Source organism: Arcticibacterium sp. (assembly GCF_055134445.1).
The window spans coordinates 1-18,066 of sequence record NZ_JBSRVI010000121.1; the positions used below are offsets into that span (position 1 = coordinate 1).

The window sequence follows — 18,066 nt, forward strand, 5'->3', positions numbered from 1 at the left end:
GTTTACTGCAGCTCTTTAGTTGTATATAGTTCATGATAATATAAACCTTCATAAAGAACTTTTATAAATGGATTTTTAAATGAGGAATTTAATTGCTAATTCTATTTTATCCATCCACACAGAAAACACAACCAACCACAAAGTTTTTAAGTCTGCTAGGAAGGGTTTTCATAGCTTGATATTCTGTATCATTTGTGTATGTCATGATGAAAAAAGTACTCTTTGTTTTAATATTACTTCCTTTTGTTAGCCATGCCCAAATCAGCGTCTGGGATGGCGATTCTGACGGTGATGGTGATGGTTTAAAATGGGGAGATCCTCAAAATTGGGTAGCAGATGCACTTCCAGAAAAAGAAGATTTGGTTCAAATAGAAGGTGACAGTGTCATAGTTTCGGAGGAGGTACTCATCGGAAGTCTGGAGTTACTGCCAGGAGCTATTTTGGTACAAGTGTCCAGCAATTCGTCTGACATTTTCACCGTTGAAAACAGTACAGGAGAAGGCGTGATAATTGATGGCTCCGCCAAATTATATGTGACCGGTGAAATGCATATTCTTAAGTCTGCACTAAATGCTGTTGATTTACAGGCCAATGGCTCATTAATTATTAGGTCCGAGGGTTTATTATATATAAATGAGGCAAACAGTGCTGGAATAAACGGTGTGCCAGGCGATTTCTTTTTTAACGAAGGGCAGCTCTATATTGAGAACATAGGAACTAATGGCATAGAGGTGAATAGTTTTACCAACAAAGGTTATATTCAGATAGAAAACACCGTAGGTTCTTCTATGGTAATAACAGGTTCTAATGGGTTAAATGAAGGAGAAATTGTTGCAGAAGATGGTATCTCTATCCAAAATAGCACTTCTTTTATAAACACCTCCTCAGCAGAAATAAGAACATACGGCACGCTGAATATAATTTGTGACTTTTTTAATCAGGGCAAATTAAACTGTTATAATTCTACGGGAACTGGGCTTATTTTAAGTACCAACAATATGCTTACAAATGAGGGAGATATAAATTTAAAAGCTAGTAATACAGATGCCTTGGTTATTCAAAATGCCTATGAACTTTTCAATACGAAGGATGGTGTAATTCTATTAGCAAATGCTGCTGTGGGTACTTTACCGGGTAAGTATATCATAAATATGGATGGTGTAGATACCAAAATTACTAATCATGGTCTTGTTAATTTGTCCATAATGGGCAAGCGAGAAGGAGTTAAAGTAAGTAACAGGGCCATAATAGAAAATGTGGGTGATTTTTATATTGGAGATTTTTACAATAAGGGTCTTACCTATGCAGCAAATGGCGTTAATTCCATTGTGCTTATAAATGCAGATACGGCTTATTTTAAGATAGGAAAAGGAGCTACTTCTACCGCCCTAGCTTTAGAGATGGACTCTCGGGTGAAAATGACTAATGCCGCCTGTGCCGATTTTATTTTGGAAGATTCCTTGGCATTAAAAGGAACTATAGCCACGAGTATTACAAACTCAGGTTTTTTTCAAATTGAAGGATTCTCTAAGGCAACCAATGCTGTATTTTCAAATTCTGGGGCAGTTTATATGGCGGATTCAGCGTTAGCTTTAAATTCGCCATCGTCCATTATTAATCTTATTTCTAATTCTGGGCTAGTTTATCATCCCTTGCAAGCTCCAATAGTCACAGGGCTTACGGTTAACCCAATTATCAGGGCTGCCAATTTCAGCAATGCTGATATTACAGGAGGTAGTGTTTTTGTTAAAAATGGCAGTGGTCTGCTTACGCCAGCGGGTCAGATAATTACAGCTTCAAATTCCTGGACTCCCCCTGCCATTGCGGCGGGGAAAGATTCTATATTTTTCAATTATAGGCCGAACGGTTCGGGTTGTGAGATTAGGTCATTGCATATACCATTTTTATCATTTTCTGACTGCCCATCTCCAACGGTTCTCACCTTTACAGGGAATGTATCAGAAGACTGGCACACAGCGGGTAATTGGTCTCCTGCTCAGATACCACGGAAATGCGATGAGGTCATCATTCCTAATGGAGAAAGATGTGAAATATCCTCAGCGAGCACAGTAGAAGCGAAGAGCATTTTGGTGCAAACCGGTGCTTACTTTTTAGCTCCTTCGGGAATAGTTGGCTTATTTGACCCCATGGAGTAGTGCGGTCTACACAAGAGGAATGCCATTTATACACTATTTCCGACCATCATTACATTAAAGCTATCTGTAGGTGAATGGATTCATAGCTTGTAATTCAATTAGCCCGATACTATGAAAGTTTTTATCCTGATTTTTTTGTTACCTCTTTGCGTTTTTTCACAAACTATTACATGGGATGGTGGAGGTGATAAGAAGACTTGGCATGACCCAGATAACTGGGATACAAACACGATTCCCTGTGCTATCTGCGATGTGGTCATTGACAATGGTCAGGTGATTTTAGAAAAAGATGCCAACGTAAAAAGCTTAGAGGTAAAAGGGAATTCTAAGGAGTCTACTTTTGATGTCAATGGTAGGGTAATACTCACTATATCCAATGCTACAAGTGATGGATTCCATGTAGATGATGAGGCTTATGTTACTATAATGGGCAAAATAGATATTAACCAAAGTGGTGCAAATGGTGTCAGCCTAAATGACGGTACCATAAGGATATTTGATGCTGGTTTTCTGGAAGTAAATAATTCCTCGGACTTGGGTTTAAGTATATCGGTTACCGGTACTGTGCTTTTAGAGCCAGACGCTGATATTCCTTTACTTCTTATAGAAAATTCGCTAGAAAGTGGTATTGGAAACGATGGCGTAATTATAAATTACGGGTCAATTGCGGTCAATTCTTCTACCGACTACGGTGTCAAAAATATTGGTGAATTTAAGAACTACGAAACCTTTAGTATTTTGACTGCAGGTCTTCAAGGTGTTTATAACATGGGAACAGGTGCACATTTTGAAACATATAGTGGGAGTTCTAACCAAATAAACGGGACGGATGATGGCGTTTTGAATACGGCTTATTTTAAGAATGCCGGTTCGCTCACCATTACCAATTCAATAGATTCAGATTTTAAGTCGACTGCCGGAACCGTTATAAATTCGGGAAACATGTACCTTAATAATGCAGGTGATACAGGCATTTTACTAAGCGGCAATGATTTTACAAATACCAGCTATATTTCCATTAACTCCCCAGTGGCGAGTGGAATTCATACTTCTTCTAAAACCGTGAATTCTGGTACTATTTTAATTCAAGGAACCTTCCCCAAAGGAATTATAAATGAAAACAACACGGATTCACTTATTAATAATGGAACCCTAAGCATCGATTACGCTACCTCCGTGGCAATATTGAATACTGGAAGTTACAGCCGATTTAAAAATACAAACCAATGCATCATTAAATCGAGCAATGGCTTTTTCATAAACGAAGGTAAAATTATCAATTCCGGTAGTATGGATTTGGCCAAGGATAATGGGACCGGAGGAATTGGTATCTATAATACCTTGGCTTCATCTAGTTTTATTAATTCGGGAACACTTGATATTTCTGAAAGTAATATTGGTGTTTATAATCTCATTTCGGGGTCTGCATTTCGTAATATAGGTAGCGGAGAGTTAGTGTTTATGGATGTTAATTATCCAATAATTACAAATGGCCTGTTCTATAATAATAGCGAGTGCCATATGAACTATAGTTCACTAAATGCTATAGAGATTAATAGTACTGGAGAGGTTTTGAATGATTTTTTAGGCGTGCTGACTATTGACTCCGTTGGTATAACTTCTGGGAGTTATGGTATTTTGAATAATGGAAAATTAGAAAATAAGGGAGAATTAGCGGTATTAGATAAATCTTCGGTATCTATTTTAAGTAACACCAATGACTTTTTTAATGAGGGTGTGATTAACTTCAAAGGTCCTCAGTTAAGAGCTCAAAGACTGGAGAATTCGGCCACAGGAGTGATTAAAGGTGACCTTATATTTATCACTGGCGGACAACTCATAAACGATGGGGAACTGTTAGAATTAAATAAACTGATAGCTGATACACTTGTGAATAGTGGTTTCATTCATATTCCTAAAGGGCAAATAGTGGATACCTATATTGTGAATGAACTGGGGGGTGAAATTGTGATTGATTCAACGGATTATGAATTTATAACTTCCCAACAGGGCTCTATTTTAGCCAGTTTTAAAATTATAAATAAAGGGAACATAACCATTAATTCATCCCCTGTAAACGCCATCCTTTTCTCGACTCCGGATTCTTTAGTAAATGATGGCTTATTAACTATAAAAAATACGGAAACAGGTATTAATTATACGGGAGGTGCCACTTATCATACTTATAATATGAGTAATGGTGTAATGGATTTTGACGCAATATCCGCTTACGCCATAAATACTTCAGGGAATGTAAGAAATGATGGAAACGTTATTGTCAATCACGCCAATTACGGTTTCAGAACGCAAAATTACACGGCCGGAATTTTAGAAAATAATGGAAATATACACTTCAAAAACAGCACATATGGTACGACACAATTTAGCCAATTTTTGAACAATTCTGGTGCCTCACTGACTTTAGATTCCTGCGATTACCCTATCATAGCCGTAAATATCATTAATTCTGGGCTTATAGATATGAAAGAATTGGATAAAGGGATTCAGACTTCGTCTCTCACAAATCATGGCGAAATTTTGGGGCATAATGTCTCTAATTATCTTTTAATCAGTCCTACTACGAATCCAATGTATTTCTACAACAATCAAAACGCTTTAATTGCTGCGGATTCGGTCAATGTCGGCTTGAAGATATCAGACGATTGTACCAATTATGGTGACATTATTATTTCTGTTGCACAAACTGCTATTTCTGGTCCCTTGCATAATTACGGGAATGTCAAAGTGAAGCATTGTGATATCGCACTTACGGGAGGGATCATTAATAAGGGTGGAGGCGTGATCTTAATTGATACGGCAAATCAAAATTACATTACCGAAAATGAAATATGTGGTTATATAAAAACGACTGGGAGCTTTGTATCTCAAACCATCAATTATGGTTTTTTGAGCCGTTCAGATCCTAATAAATCCAATTTTAGGATTAAAAACTATGGTGTATTAGAAAATCGAGTGGGTATCAGAAAAGGGCAGTTTTTTGAAAACCATGGCTTAATAACAGGGATTATAAATGGAAAGCCTTCCTATGGAATTAAAGAACTAAATGCCGCTTATGAAACTAGCGGAGCTCCTTTCAAGCTCACAAATTTATACAATAATGAAAGCCTAAACGCCGTAGCGGCCTATTTCACTACGGCAAGTAACACCATTTTGGTGAATCAAAGCAGTCTTAACTTAGACACACTTTATGCCCCAGTTAGCTATGGGCAAGGTTGTCAAACGATACTGAAAATACCTGTGAGGCAATCGCCAAACTGCGGAGGTGTTTATAGGACGGCTACCTTACATCCTACAGGTTATGTTTATGGGAGTGGTTGGCAAACACCAGAGAGTTGGGTAGAAGAAATTGTACCAGATGGATGTACTAAAGTTATGATGAATTATAGAGTAATAATTCCGGAGGACACCAAGGCTAGAGCTCATAGTATAGAGACTTTAGGAAATGGGATTTTTGAGGCTAGACAAGGTGCCGTTTTAGATGTAAATCCCTTTAACTAGTTATAAAATGAAGAAATGTATACTTTTCCTGATGCTCTTATTTAGTTGTATGTTAAGTAATGCTCAGATTTATTGGACTGCCAATGGCAATGGAATTTCATGGAGTGACCCCAATAATTGGGATCCTATAGGTGTACCACAATCTTTTCATATCGCGGTTATAGATAACGATAGTGTTTGGGCTACGGGTGGCGTTGAAATAAGAGGGCTTGTTCTTAAGAATAATGCTGCTTTAACTTATCAAACTACGCCCATTTATGAGTTTGTAATTGATGCTCCACTACGCATGGCGTTCTCATGCAAAATGAAGCTAGGTTTTACATAAATAGTAATGTGAAAATTAGAAATGTTTCGGGTTGCGGAATAAAGATGGAAGGAACCAATGCTGTAATAATAGGAGAAGATGACCATTTAGAAATAAGCAATACCGGTGATGATGGTATAAATGGCTTACCCAGTAGCTCTGTTATTAATCAAGGAGATATATTTATTTATAATTACGCCAATGATGGTTTGGATGGACTTTCTTTAAGCAATTTTGGGAAGCTCCATATTTCTGCTGGCGGGCTATTTTCGGCAAAAATATTCGGCACAAATAGTTTGAACGAGAGAATTATAGTTTTTGATGGAAAAGCAAGTATAGGTTCAAGCATAGGTTTTTTAAACCAGACAGGCAGTACCATGACTTGCTATGGTTCGCTGTCGCTTTCAGGGAAACTAGAAAACAAAGGAATTATTGATTTGAGGAGTTCTTCTGTTTCAAGTTTAAGCTTAGGTACCAATAGCACATTTAATAATAAGGGTCAGGTTTCTTTCAAATATGCTGCCGCAGATAACATTGTACTAAGTGGTAATGCCGAACTTATAAATCATGAAAATGGGGTCATACAGAATGTAGATTCTACAACCACGGCTCTTGAAGGAGTCTACGCCATTTCTCTTTTAGCTGCCGCAACGAGCCTAAGCAATGATGGTCTGATAAACCTAGACTTGAATAATGCCAGGGAAGGTATTAAATTGGTGGATGGAGGGAACTTGTCAAATGCAGGAACAATAAACATTCAGAACTACTATAAAACGGGGCTTTCTTCCATGGCTATCAGTTCAAATACGACCACAATAGAGAACATAAAATCTGCCAAATTAAATATTGGAGCGGGTAGCACAGTCGCTTCAAAGGCCTTGATACTAGGGGATAAAAATACCTTGTTTAATGATGAATGTTCGGATTTTGTGATGTTAGATTCTTTGGAGTTAAGTGGAGCATCTGGTACTTTAATTCATAATATAGGATATATGCAGATAGAGGGTATTGATAAACAAGCTGCCACAGATTTTTATAATACAGGGGCTCTTTATCTTTCTTCTCCCTTACTCGAGAATGGTTTGCCTTCTGGTTATTTAAACCAATTTGACAATGAAGGTTTAATCTTCAGCAAGAACCCCAATGAAATAGTAGATGGGCAAGCGGTAAGTCCTTTATTCGTAGGGTTTGACCCTAGTGCTGCTCCTTATCTCTTAAATATTGAGGTTAAAGAAAATGGGGTTTTGGTGTCAGGGGGAGATTTAGATAACGATAATAACTTTTGGAAACCTAATGCGGCTGCTGTTAGGGAAGACACCGTATTTGTCACTTACCAACTGGGAGAGTGTTCAGCCAGACTACTCACTTTACCATTTTATAAAAACCCGATTTGGAACTGTGCTTCGGCACCTTCGGCAACCGTTAGCTTTATGGGCTCCATAAATTCAGACTGGCATACCCCAGAAAACTGGTCAAATAACGAAGTGCCAAGAGCCTGTGATAAAGTCATAATCCCGAATGGCGAAAGATGTGAAATAGCTCCAACAACTACAGCAGAAGCCAAAAGTATTTTGGTAGAAACTGGTGCATACTTTTTAGCTCCATCAGGGGTGGTAGGTTTGTTTTCCCCTACCAATTAAGACTAAATTGTATTATTTGAACAGGGAGAGTCGAGACTTTTTTAAATAACGAAAGAGACTTGAATACACGATTATTCATTTGAAAGTAAGATACTTAATGAGTGTTATTTAAAAGAATCATACATTGGTTACTGAAAAGTCTGTCAAAAAATCTTTATTTTCAACTTCAGTAACTAGCTGTATCCATGACAATTGCCCTTCTTGATGATCATCAACTAATTCTTGAAAGTCTTTCACTTCTTTTAAGAGGATTGGAAGGGGTGACGAGTGTTTCTTGTTTTGATAATCCAGAGAAGGCACTAGACGCTTGTACTGTTGAAGATTTTGACCTCATTATTACGGATTATAATATGCCCGAAATGACCGGTAGCTCCTTTACCTTAAAACTAAGAAAGGCAAAACCTAAGTCCAAAATCTTGATGCTTACGGTAGCGGAAGATTATGATACCATCAAAGAAGGTTTTCAGGCTGGTATTTTGGGATATGTTATGAAAAAGGCTTCTAAATCAGAACTCAAAGAGGCTATTTCAACTGTGGCATCAGGTAAAAGGTATGTCAGCGAATCTGTACTGACGGAGTTACTAAATCCTTCTGGTGTTGGTCAGCAAAACTTTCTGGACGAACATCATGAAACAAAAGCCCTAACCAGTCGTGAAATAGATGTAGTGGAGCTTATTGGAAAGGAAATGTCTACCAAGGAAATAGCTGAAGCGTTATTTGTGAGTGTAGCAACGGTAGAAAAGCACCGTCATAATGTGTTGAAAAAACTAGGCGTAAAAAACTCAATTGGCATATTGAAGTATGCTATGCAGCATAAATTAATTGGCTAAAGGAAGGGTTATAATGACCTGGAATCCTTCCTCTTTCTTAATCGATACCTGCCCTCCATATTTGTGTACTTTGGATTCCATGCTTTTGAGCCCGATTCCAGCTTTAGACGTTTCCGAGTACTTACCATTACCGTTATCTTTAAAGTTAAGATGAACACCTTTATCCACAGATAAATCTAAATTTACTTCAGAGGCATTGGAATGTTTTTTTGTATTAATACAAAGCTCTAAGACTATTTGGAAAATGTGATATTGGAGGGGCTTATCTATCTGATTGATTTCATCTGCAACCTAGCATTTGAAACTCATTTTAGACTGTTTGTTGAGGTTTTCAAATAGGTTTTCAATAGCTTTTTTCAAACCCAAGTCAAGAAACTCCAAAGGTCTGAGGTTATGGGCAATGAACCTTACTTCTTCATAAAGTTTTTCAAGGTCTTTAACTACAGACTGATATACTTGGGCATTAATGTCCTGCTCATTGGCTTCAACTTTCCATTTTAGAGCTGTTATTTTAGTAGCCACACCGTCATGAAGTTCTCTTGACATTCTTTTTTGTTCCAGTATCTTTCCAGTGTCTAGAGCCTCTTCTATATCTTTATTTCGCTTTGAAAGTAAATGGTTAAGCGAGCGGAGTCTTCTTGAATTACGAAGAAGATATAAACCAATTAAACCACCAATAATAAGAGCTGCTCCCAAAGTCCAGAGTAAGTATTGAAGTTGTTTGTTCTCTAACTCTTGAATCCTGTTCTGTTGTTTTTCAAATGCATATTGAGCCTCTAGTTCCGCATATTTTTCGTTTACTTCTTGCCGCATGAGGCTGTCTTCAAGGATATTATAATATTCTAAAGTTTCTAAAGCCTTTGAGTCGTTTCCTGCGGCTTTATAAACGCCATATAAGTTGTGATATCCTCTATTTATAAACTCAAGATATCCTAAGTCCTCTGCCGCAGCTATACTTTTTAATTGATATTGAATAGCTTGGTTAAATGCCTTCTTTTTTAATGCATTTTCTGCGTAGTCGGTATAGATATTAAACTGTACAAAGTAGTTCGGGATTCGCTTTGCTTGAAATAATGCTTTCGCCAGATATTCTTCAGATTTTTTCTCATTGCCTAACAAATGATAAACCTTGGCTTGACCCTGTAAATTATTGGGTATTTGATTTTCAATTAAGCTTTTTGGCAATAAAGCTTCCGCTCTTTTGTAGTATTCAAGTGCAGCGAGATATCCCTTTTCTTCTTTGGCGTTAAACAGGGTATTGTCTGCGTAAAAGTCTAATATCCAAATGGCATGGCTGCTATTTTTAAGTTTGAGTGCTGCGGGTTCTGCTTCTTTAAAAAGCTTGATACATTCGTTTTTATTACCGCTATTGAGCATTACAAAACCAAGCAGAATTTTGGTGTAAACGATGTGCTCTTGACTGGAGTTATTTTTCTCCATGATTTGCAAAGCATCTAGGTAGTATCCTATGGCTTTTTGATAGTCACCAAGCTTATCTTGTTTTTTGCCAAGGGCTCTTAAATACAATGCTTTAGCAATAGGCCATTTGCTTGTACTTTGAGCTATTTTAAATTGTTCCAATCGGACATCTGCTAAGGAATCACCACTAAAAATACTTTTTTCACAAAGGTCGTTATAGTAAAACATCAACAAGGTATCTCTGTTAATAGAAGCAGGCTGCTTTTCTAGGTAACTGATGGCTGTAACGAGAGAATCTCTGCTCAGACCTGTTTCCGATTTGGCCGAGATAGGGGCTAATAAAATAATGAGCCCTAGTAGTATTTTATGTTGAAGAGGCATTTCTGAATGGAAGATGGAAATTCTCTTTTCAAAATCAAAGTCATGCCTCGAGCAATATGCTTATAGAGCATTAAAATTCATGGTTTTATGTAGTTCAATTCAATGTTTCCATGTATTTCTTCATTGGGGATTTTCAGAGAAATTTGAATAATCTAGCACACGAAGCATATGACAATGAAGAAATCATTTTTAGTATTTCTATTATTCTCGTCTACAAAAGTTTATGCCCGGAATATAAGATATGTAATAACCACAGGAAGTAGCCTATTGATGGAACTTCATGGAGCAATGCCAGTAATGATCTTCAGGCTATAAGCCAGCTGGCCAATATTTCCATTGAAACTTCGGGTGTCCATACCATAGAATCAAGTTATCAAGCCGGTAATTACATTCAGCTAAATCCAGGTTTTAGCACTGGATTGAATGCTGTTTTTAGGACCAAACTCTTGGGCAGCTGTCAGTAGTCTACCAGTTTTTAGGTAGACTATTTCAATGTTTTTGACTATTTGATTAAGAAGATAAGGAATTGACTTTTGTGTATACAAAAATACCCGCAATGAAAAATTTCAACTTTATAGTCATATTCCTAATTGTTTATGGAGCAGAAGCTCAATCTGTGCTCATGAATTCAGATTCTTTGAGTATCATCAATTCAAAAAACATGGGCATAGCAGGAAAATTCACCAATCTTAATCCTGCCAATTATTCGCCAGTCTTAAAAGGAATTAGTTATGGATCTGGAGCAGCCGTAGATGGTCTCCAATATGGAACCACCGGGAAAGCTGCCGGCTTTTGGATACATAATGCGATTAATAATTCAGAGTCGTTAACTGCAGGCACCAGAGGTGCTGGAATTGCTGCTAAATTTGGTATATATAATACAGGTAATACAGCCTCAGCTTTAGAATCTGAGACGGATGGAAGTGGACATTCATTTCAATCTTATAATAAAGGAACAGGGCCTGGAGGGAATTTCACGATAACCAAAGCTTCAAATAATAGCATCGCCCTATATGGGTACACCAACGGAACAGGAAATGCGGTGGCTGCTTATGTCAACAACGCTTCCAGTACGGCACCAGCCTCTTGGAATGGTACCATCGGTTCTGGTCCTGCGGTTTTTGGAACGAGCAGCGGGACGGGAAGAGCAGCCTATTTTCAGATTACAAATGCTTCAAATACTGAACCAGCTGTTTTGGCAACTACAGTGGGAGCTGGGGCTGCCATTACCGGAGTAACTAGTGTTACGGGTCAGGGTATTTTTGGTTTTGGAGATGCCAGTAGCACTGGAATAGGGGTGCAGGGTTATCATACAGGTCTTGGAATTGCAGGGTATTTTCAAATAAATAGAAACTCGGCCTTAAGTCCACAAAATATACAGCCCGCCTTGGTGGTAGAAAGTAATGGTTATGGTGCAAATACTATGGTAGTGAACTATTCAGGAGCTGGCACTTCCGTTAATTTAGCCCTTTGGCAAAAATCAGGGGTTAATAAAATTCGGTTTAGTGATACAGGGAATGGCTATTTCGCGGGAACCGTAAACCCAGGAGGTGCAGATCTGGCGGAATTCTTTGAGTTTGAAGGTTTAAGTAAGCAATATGAAGAGGGCGATGTTTTAATGATTTCCGAAAAGTTTGATAGAAAGGTTACCAAATCAAATTCACCTTATTCCTCCTTAGTCGCAGGAGTTTATGCCACTAAGCCTGGTATTTTATTATCAGAACATTTGATTGACGATAGTTCTGGACTTCCCATGGGAGTAATAGGTGTTATTCCGACGAAAGTTTGTAATGAAAATGGCCAGATAAAAAGAGGCGATATGTTGGTTAGTTCCTCAAAATTAGGCTATGCCATGAAGGCAACTCCGAAGAAAGTAAAGGCAGGGCAAGTCATCGGGAAGGCTCTTCAAAATATGGATTCTGAAACAGGGCTCATAGAGGTTCTGGTAAGCATTAGATAGTGTAACCTATATTGTTCCTAAGCAGGTAATTTTTGTTTTTAATCGGCGACTTAAATCTGATTTATTGAAACCATTTACAAAAGAAAATGACGAATAAAACAATACACGTGGGAGGACGTCTTAATCTAGTCCCAAATGAAATAGTAATGTTTGAAGGGGACACTAATTATACCCATATCCACACTAAATCTGATGGCGTTTATATAGTTGCCACCACTTTGAAAATTCTAGAGAAAAGGGTGAATAGTTCTTTCTATCGCTCCCATAAGAAGTTTATCGTAAACCTAAGAGAGATAGAGGCTATGAGTGAAAGTAAACTTAGCCTTAGTAACCAAAAGGAGGTTTTGCTGGCCAGAAGAAGGAAGTCAGGTCTTTTAGAAAAGTTGAAAAAGGCAGATTATAAAAGAATTCGCGAGCGTAAATCTAATGGTCTATAAATGGTTAGGAATAATGAAAAATTTACAAATTCTTATTTTACTCTTTATCTCTCATTTTTCTTTTGCTCAGACAGACTTCTGTGTAACCAATCCACTTTCTAAAGAAGATGTAAAGAAGATAGAACAATTAGCTAACACGTTTCAGGACATATCAAGTTCTGGTAATACTTATGTGCCTGTAAAGCTTCACTTGACCAACAGAAATGGTGTTTCAAACTATTACGACTTCCCCCAGTTTATTTATGAGTTTGCAAGGTTAAATGAGAAATTCTATTCGCTTGTATTTCCATTTTATTTGGCAGATTATATTATCTATATAGACAATTATATACTCGATGAATTAGACGGAGGCTATAATTATAATGATTCATTGGCTCTTTTGGCCTATAATAAAAACGATGCTATTAACCTTTACTATGTCAATTATTCCAACGTAGGAGGCAGGTCAAATTTTCCATCAGGCGATAAATTTTATAACTGGTTGTCAGTTAGAAATGGAAACTTTCAATTGGGAGAAACCCTTATTCATGAAATGGGGCATTACTTTAATCTTTATCACACATTTGAAACATTTTCTGTAGTTGAGCTGGTAAACGGGAGCAATTGTTCTACAGCAGGAGATTACGTTTGCGACACTCCGGCAGATACTTATCCAAACGTTTATGACAAGATTTCTAGTACTTACATATGGACAGCTAAAGATGCAAATGGTCAATTATACAGTCCTAATAGGATAAACTATATGTCCTATTATTCGGGTGGCTGTAGTACGGAATTTACGGTTGGCCAAAGTACACGGGCAGTACATGCCGTCAGATTAAATTTAATAGTATCTGCAGGTCATCAGTATAGTTTTACCTATCCTAGCAACGACTCCCTCACTATTTCGAATGTAAGAGCATTTGAGCTTAACTCGCAGCTCAAAGTACGGTGGTTTGAAAGTTCCAGTGCTATCGGTTTTTTAATAGAAAGAGGCACTTCGCCGTCCTCTGGTTTTGTAAGCATTGGTGGAGTAGGGGGTTATACTAGAGCGTTTTCTGATCCTAATTACATGGCTGGCCAAACGCCCTATTACAGAATTAAAGCAGCCAACTCTAAAACAAATTATAGTATTGTGGCAACCTCTATTCCTGCCAAAAACGGCTATTCCATTGGGTCTGTTTATTCAGACGGTTCTTTTAAACTTAGGAGAATGAAAATGTATGATGCTAACAATGTTACCAGATTGTATATCACAACAAATACATATACAGACGAAATTAAAGACTATGCCAACAACCTTAGAGCTATGGATGTAGAACAGAAATATAGATTTAAATGGGAAGCTTGGGGTAATTACACAGACTCTTATAAAGTTTGGATTGATTTAAATAAAAACCAAGTGTTTGAAAATACTGAAATGGTGGCTTTGGGACATGGTAGTTATGCGTCAGATAGTTTGTTTTTAGATTCAAGTATTAAAACTGGAGCGTATAAGAAGCGTTTTAGATCCAACTGGTCTAATTATTCGTTTGGAGCATATGATAGACAGTTATATAGCAATGTGTACGATTGCCTACTTTTTATAAGAGGGGCATGTGCAGGAGCTTTAGAAATGACGGATTATTTATATGGTAATGTGGTCAGCGGAGAGTCCATGAGCACTGTGGATTATACATTGACATTTCAAGATCCTTTTGAGGTGCCGCCCTCCACTCAGTCAGCTCCTAATGTTACACTAAATCCAGGTTTTATAGCGGATGGATTTAACACATTTATAGCCGATACTAATGGCTGTGCTTAGAAATAGAACACCTTATTTATAAGTGATTAATAAAAGGGATAAGATTTTAAACAGTTTGAATCAACCTTAAATAATTTTGAAATGAAAGTTAACAGTATTCTACTAGCGGCCTTGATTATAGGTAGCGTAATAATGAGCCAAGCTCAAGACATGGAAGTATCTGGCACCATGAAAGTGAAGCAAATGCCAGTGGATAATTCAGAAGAAAACTTGGTAGTAAAAAAAGCGGATGGCACACTGGCTTCAAGGACCCTCGCCTCACTTGTAGGCAATAGCTCATCCTCAGACTCTACCAGAAGCCTACAAACAGATTTGGAGATTGTTAAGTTGGCGTGTAGTTGCAGCGGTTCTCTTCCTCCGTTTGCTATTCAACGCTTAATGAGTGCAGGATACTCAAAAAGTGATTTAGTGAAATCGGGGATTTCAGCTATTGATATTGAAATGCTTGAACCTGTATTAGATGGCGATGGGAATGAATATGATTGGGCTAGAATAGCCCAATATGTGGTCTTAATAAAAAATCTAAAAAGTACGAAATATATGGATGGAACACCAATTCCTTATGCAGCTACAGCTGGGGAATGGGCTGCTGCCGCTGCTAATCATACTCCTGCGTATTGTTGGCCTGATGGCAATATGGCCAATGGTGAAGAATATGGTGCTCTATACAATTATTATGCGTTGAACTATAATTTTAATGGGGGAAAAAGTGTATGCCCATATGGTTATAATATGGAAGGAGGGTTCCCTGTAGCTTCTTATGCTAAATCTTTAGGTATCGAATTTTGGAATTCTCCAAATTATATCAATGATGGAGCGATAAATAACATACTTCAAATTACAGGTTCGGGAACAAGAGATGAGGCGGGTGTATTCAGTGGCTTCAGAGATATTGGAGCTTATCACCACTCCGTTACTCCAATTTCTATATCCGAATATCCTAATGTTTATTTATTTACAAGTTCGACCGCATCTGGAGTCTTAAAAAATGCTTATTCAGAAACACCACCATCGAGAGGTGAAGGTTATAGTTTAAGATGTAGGAGAAAAGCGGAATAGTTTTATAGCATTATGAAACAGATTGACAGACTTAAGGGGTAGTTTATATCAACTTTAATGTGGCTATTTTTTAAAGTTAACCTTGCAATTTCAAAAATGAGAAAATTGTAAATCTGAAAGGCTATGGCGTGGCTGACAAAGCAAAGGGTACACCTGTTACGGCAGATCATATTTTTAGAATAGCCTCCTGTAGTAAACCTTACACAGGAATGGCTATCATGAAATTGGTAGAAGGAGGGAAGCTTAAACTGATAGATAAGGTGTTTTGCTCGGGTGCTTTGCTGTATAAGAAATATTTTACTAAGGAATATTCTTGGAGCTTGAAGGAAATAACATTTGCTCAATTATTACTGAATACATTGGGTTCTTTTGTAGATGCCCAAAAGAGAGATTTGGTCAATACCCGGGAAGAATTGAGTCATAAAACGCATTTATCATGAATGCTTGATAATGCTATTCAGGAGTTCACTCCAGGTTCTGCATATCATTATGTGAACGTCAATTACTTTGTGGCTGCTATGATTGTGGAGGAGGTTTCGGGCAAGCCATTTTATGATTTTCTAAAAGAAAACGTTCTCTCACCCTTGGGGGATGGGGTTACAAAATTGGGAACAAGTCAGACAGATCTTAGAAATGAGGTCAAGTACATGGACAGGGAAATCTTGTCAATAATATTTATAATTTAACTCTCGAGCGTTAAAAAAGCTAAGAAAATGTAGTCACCAATGCCAAATCTCGTTTGAAATTGGCCACGGCTTTGGACGGCCAAACAACACGTAAAGATTTAATTAATTCCTGTCTAATGGCACCGTATACCACAGTATCGCCTCATAGCCCTAACTGGGGACACGGTTTAGGGTCAGCGACTTTATATGTATAGTAGCCATCCTTGTATGCAATCTGGTTGGATGATCGATAAACAAACAGGGCTGGCGGCAGCCATCATCTCAGATTCTAACGCAGATTACACCAAGGCAAGCCTAGAACAAGAAATGGCCTTGGCTCAACAGGAAGTGCTTATGAACTTCGTCAGTACTCAAAGAAGCTTTATGGCAATTGATCCGTTTTGATTTTTGATGAAGTAAACCAAACAGAGCCAAAAATATAAAGCATGAGCACTGGTAATAACATCATTCCCCATACGAAAGATTTGCCCGTACGGGCGTAGGTTCCACCACTGAACTTAAAAACTACTTGGGCCAGAATAAATAGAGCGAGTGCAGTAAAACCTATTAAGACCATTTTTGCCCATTGCTGATGCCTGTTTTTTTCTAAGAAAAAGGCAATTCCATAACAAAGTCCTAAGGTGACAAAAACCGTCAATAGGGCATTCGGGAAATTTTTAATCATGCCATATTTGAAAACGAAGACACCAAGTTTTCCTAACAAATTTGGGTGACTTATAAGGAAGGCATCTGTGATTCCCAGAATAATAAGAGCAAGTATACTTTTAAGATGAGACATTCTAAATTTAATTGATTTTGGTGCCAGAAATGGTAAAACGACAAGTCTAAACGCTGCTGTGATTTTATTATTAGCACTTACGATAAAATAATTTTCAGGATTACGCTACCGATACTTTTTATCTATAATACCTGTTTCAACTTGAGCAGCGAAATGTATTCATGTATGACACAAAATAGTTGATTATAAGTGAGTTGTGACTATTTTGTACTTTCGGAAGAATTTTACTTAAGCTATCCTGACCAAAGTCATTTTTTCAGAGTATCGGGGCACCTAAATTTGTGATTCAATCATTTCACTTAATTATTCTAATGATAATTATCGCTTTCTTTTTAGCCCACTGGTATCTGTCGCTTTTTGCACAGACCTTCTTTTTGCACAGATACGCGGCTCACAAAATGTTTACGATGAGTCCTTTTATGGAGAAGTTCTTTTATGTTTTGACATTCATTTTTCAAGGCTCATCTTTTTTAAGTCCATACGCTTATGGCGTCATGCACAGGTTGCATCATGCCCATGCTGATACGGCTCAGGATCCACATTCTCCGTCATTTTCAAAGAACCTTTTGGATATGATGTGGAAGACCAAAGATTATTATAACACCATATTACACAAAGAGGACAGTATAGAGCCTAAGTTTAAAAAGAATGTACCTAATTGGCCATTTATGGAGAAACTTGGAGATTCATGGCTTGTTCGTTTAGCTTGGGGTGTATTTTATGTTTGGTTTTATATTCAATTTGCAGATCATTGGGCTTATTTTCTTTTACTCCCTATTCATTTTTTGATGGGACCTGTGCATGGTGTCATTATTAACTGGTATGCACATAAATATGGATACAGAAATTTTGATGTGAATGACACCGCCAGAAATCTTCTTCCTATTGATATTTTAATGATGGGAGAAAGCTACCATAATAACCATCACAAGTTTGGTGGACGTGCAAATTTTGGAATAAAGTGGCACGAGTTTGACCCCACCTATCCTATTATAAAAATTTTAAACGCAGTAAATCTCATCAAGCTAAAACCGAATAATGACTTGAATTATATGTAAGTTAATTAGTAAACTTCAGTTAAGTGAACGCCTATTGCTTTTAGCGATAGGTGTTT

Annotated in this window: 15 protein-coding genes and 1 pseudogene; 13 read left to right on the forward strand and 3 right to left on the reverse strand. The window is 37.5% G+C overall.

The features are described 5' to 3' along the window. Positions 1 to 203: 203 nt before the first annotated feature. The 5 genes from ACTBZY_RS15465 to ACTBZY_RS15485 all read left to right on the forward strand — a co-directional run bounded on the left by ACTBZY_RS15465 (position 204) and on the right by ACTBZY_RS15485 (position 8,449). A complete protein-coding gene (locus tag ACTBZY_RS15465; RefSeq protein WP_463047250.1) occupies positions 204 to 2,156 on the forward strand; it encodes a hypothetical protein in 1,953 nt (650 codons plus the stop codon). A gap of 111 nt (positions 2,157 to 2,267) precedes the next feature. Continuing rightward, positions 2,268 to 5,675, forward strand: a complete 3,408-nt coding sequence (locus ACTBZY_RS15470) for a hypothetical protein (RefSeq protein ID WP_463047251.1) — start codon at positions 2,268 to 2,270, stop codon at positions 5,673 to 5,675. Positions 5,676 to 5,682: 7 nt separating this feature from the next. Continuing rightward, entirely contained in the window at positions 5,683 to 6,000 is a 318-nt protein-coding gene (locus ACTBZY_RS15475; RefSeq protein WP_463047252.1) for a hypothetical protein, read from the forward strand. A gap of 8 nt (positions 6,001 to 6,008) precedes the next feature. Next, a complete protein-coding gene (locus ACTBZY_RS15480; protein ID WP_463047253.1) occupies positions 6,009 to 7,619 on the forward strand; it encodes a hypothetical protein in 1,611 nt (536 codons plus the stop codon). 185 nt (positions 7,620 to 7,804) lie between these two features. Then, the gene (locus ACTBZY_RS15485) at positions 7,805 to 8,449 is read left to right on the forward strand and encodes a response regulator (protein WP_463047254.1); all 645 of its coding nucleotides are present in this window, start codon (positions 7,805 to 7,807) and stop codon (positions 8,447 to 8,449) included. Here the strand turns inward: ACTBZY_RS15485 and ACTBZY_RS15490 are convergent. Both ACTBZY_RS15490 and ACTBZY_RS15495 read right to left on the reverse strand, forming a co-directional pair. Beyond that, a complete protein-coding gene (locus ACTBZY_RS15490; protein ID WP_463047292.1) occupies positions 8,438 to 8,728 on the reverse strand; it encodes a sensor histidine kinase in 291 nt (96 codons plus the stop codon). The two genes, ACTBZY_RS15485 and ACTBZY_RS15490, sit on opposite strands and share 12 nt — an antisense overlap. Positions 8,729 to 8,740: 12 nt before the next feature. Next, positions 8,741 to 10,249 (reverse strand): sensor histidine kinase, encoded by a 1,509-nt coding sequence (locus ACTBZY_RS15495; protein ID WP_463047255.1) that lies wholly within the window; start codon positions 10,247 to 10,249, stop codon positions 8,741 to 8,743. A gap of 359 nt (positions 10,250 to 10,608) precedes the next feature. Here ACTBZY_RS15495 and ACTBZY_RS15500 point away from each other — a divergent pair, with 359 nt between their 5' ends. The 7 genes and pseudogenes from ACTBZY_RS15500 to ACTBZY_RS15530 all read left to right on the forward strand — a co-directional run bounded on the left by ACTBZY_RS15500 (position 10,609) and on the right by ACTBZY_RS15530 (position 16,558). Further along, positions 10,609 to 10,713: a 3-coathanger stack domain-containing protein gene (locus ACTBZY_RS15500; RefSeq protein ID WP_463047293.1), complete on the forward strand. Its 105-nt coding sequence runs from the start codon at positions 10,609 to 10,611 to the stop codon at positions 10,711 to 10,713. 92 nt (positions 10,714 to 10,805) lie between these two features. Further along, positions 10,806 to 12,209 carry a hypothetical protein gene (locus ACTBZY_RS15505; RefSeq protein WP_463047256.1) on the forward strand — a complete coding sequence of 468 codons (1,404 nt, stop codon included), beginning with the start codon at positions 10,806 to 10,808 and terminating at the stop codon, positions 12,207 to 12,209. Positions 12,210 to 12,295: 86 nt separating this feature from the next. Then, positions 12,296 to 12,646 carry a LytR/AlgR family response regulator transcription factor gene (locus tag ACTBZY_RS15510; RefSeq protein ID WP_463047257.1) on the forward strand — a complete coding sequence of 117 codons (351 nt, stop codon included), beginning with the start codon at positions 12,296 to 12,298 and terminating at the stop codon, positions 12,644 to 12,646. A 13-nt stretch (positions 12,647 to 12,659) separates the two neighbouring features. Next, positions 12,660 to 14,429 carry a M43 family zinc metalloprotease gene (locus ACTBZY_RS15515; protein ID WP_463047258.1) on the forward strand — a complete coding sequence of 590 codons (1,770 nt, stop codon included), beginning with the start codon at positions 12,660 to 12,662 and terminating at the stop codon, positions 14,427 to 14,429. Positions 14,430 to 14,510: 81 nt separating this feature from the next. Beyond that, entirely contained in the window at positions 14,511 to 15,488 is a 978-nt protein-coding gene (locus tag ACTBZY_RS15520; protein ID WP_463047259.1) for a hypothetical protein, read from the forward strand. Positions 15,489 to 15,589: 101 nt separating this feature from the next. Next, positions 15,590 to 16,174 (forward strand): annotated as a pseudogene (locus ACTBZY_RS15525) (serine hydrolase domain-containing protein); the annotation flags it as partial. Positions 16,175 to 16,396: 222 nt separating this feature from the next. Next, positions 16,397 to 16,558 carry a hypothetical protein gene (locus ACTBZY_RS15530; RefSeq protein WP_463047260.1) on the forward strand — a complete coding sequence of 54 codons (162 nt, stop codon included), beginning with the start codon at positions 16,397 to 16,399 and terminating at the stop codon, positions 16,556 to 16,558. Here ACTBZY_RS15530 and ACTBZY_RS15535 read toward each other — a convergent pair. Next, entirely contained in the window at positions 16,536 to 16,952 is a 417-nt protein-coding gene (locus ACTBZY_RS15535) for a hypothetical protein (RefSeq protein ID WP_463047261.1), read from the reverse strand. The genes ACTBZY_RS15530 and ACTBZY_RS15535 overlap by 23 nt on opposite strands. Positions 16,953 to 17,263: 311 nt before the next feature. On the opposite strand from ACTBZY_RS15535, the gene ACTBZY_RS15540 reads away from it, so the two are divergent. Further along, the gene (locus ACTBZY_RS15540) at positions 17,264 to 18,010 is read left to right on the forward strand and encodes an acyl-CoA desaturase (RefSeq protein WP_463047262.1); all 747 of its coding nucleotides are present in this window, start codon (positions 17,264 to 17,266) and stop codon (positions 18,008 to 18,010) included. Positions 18,011 to 18,066: the final 56 nt, after the last annotated feature.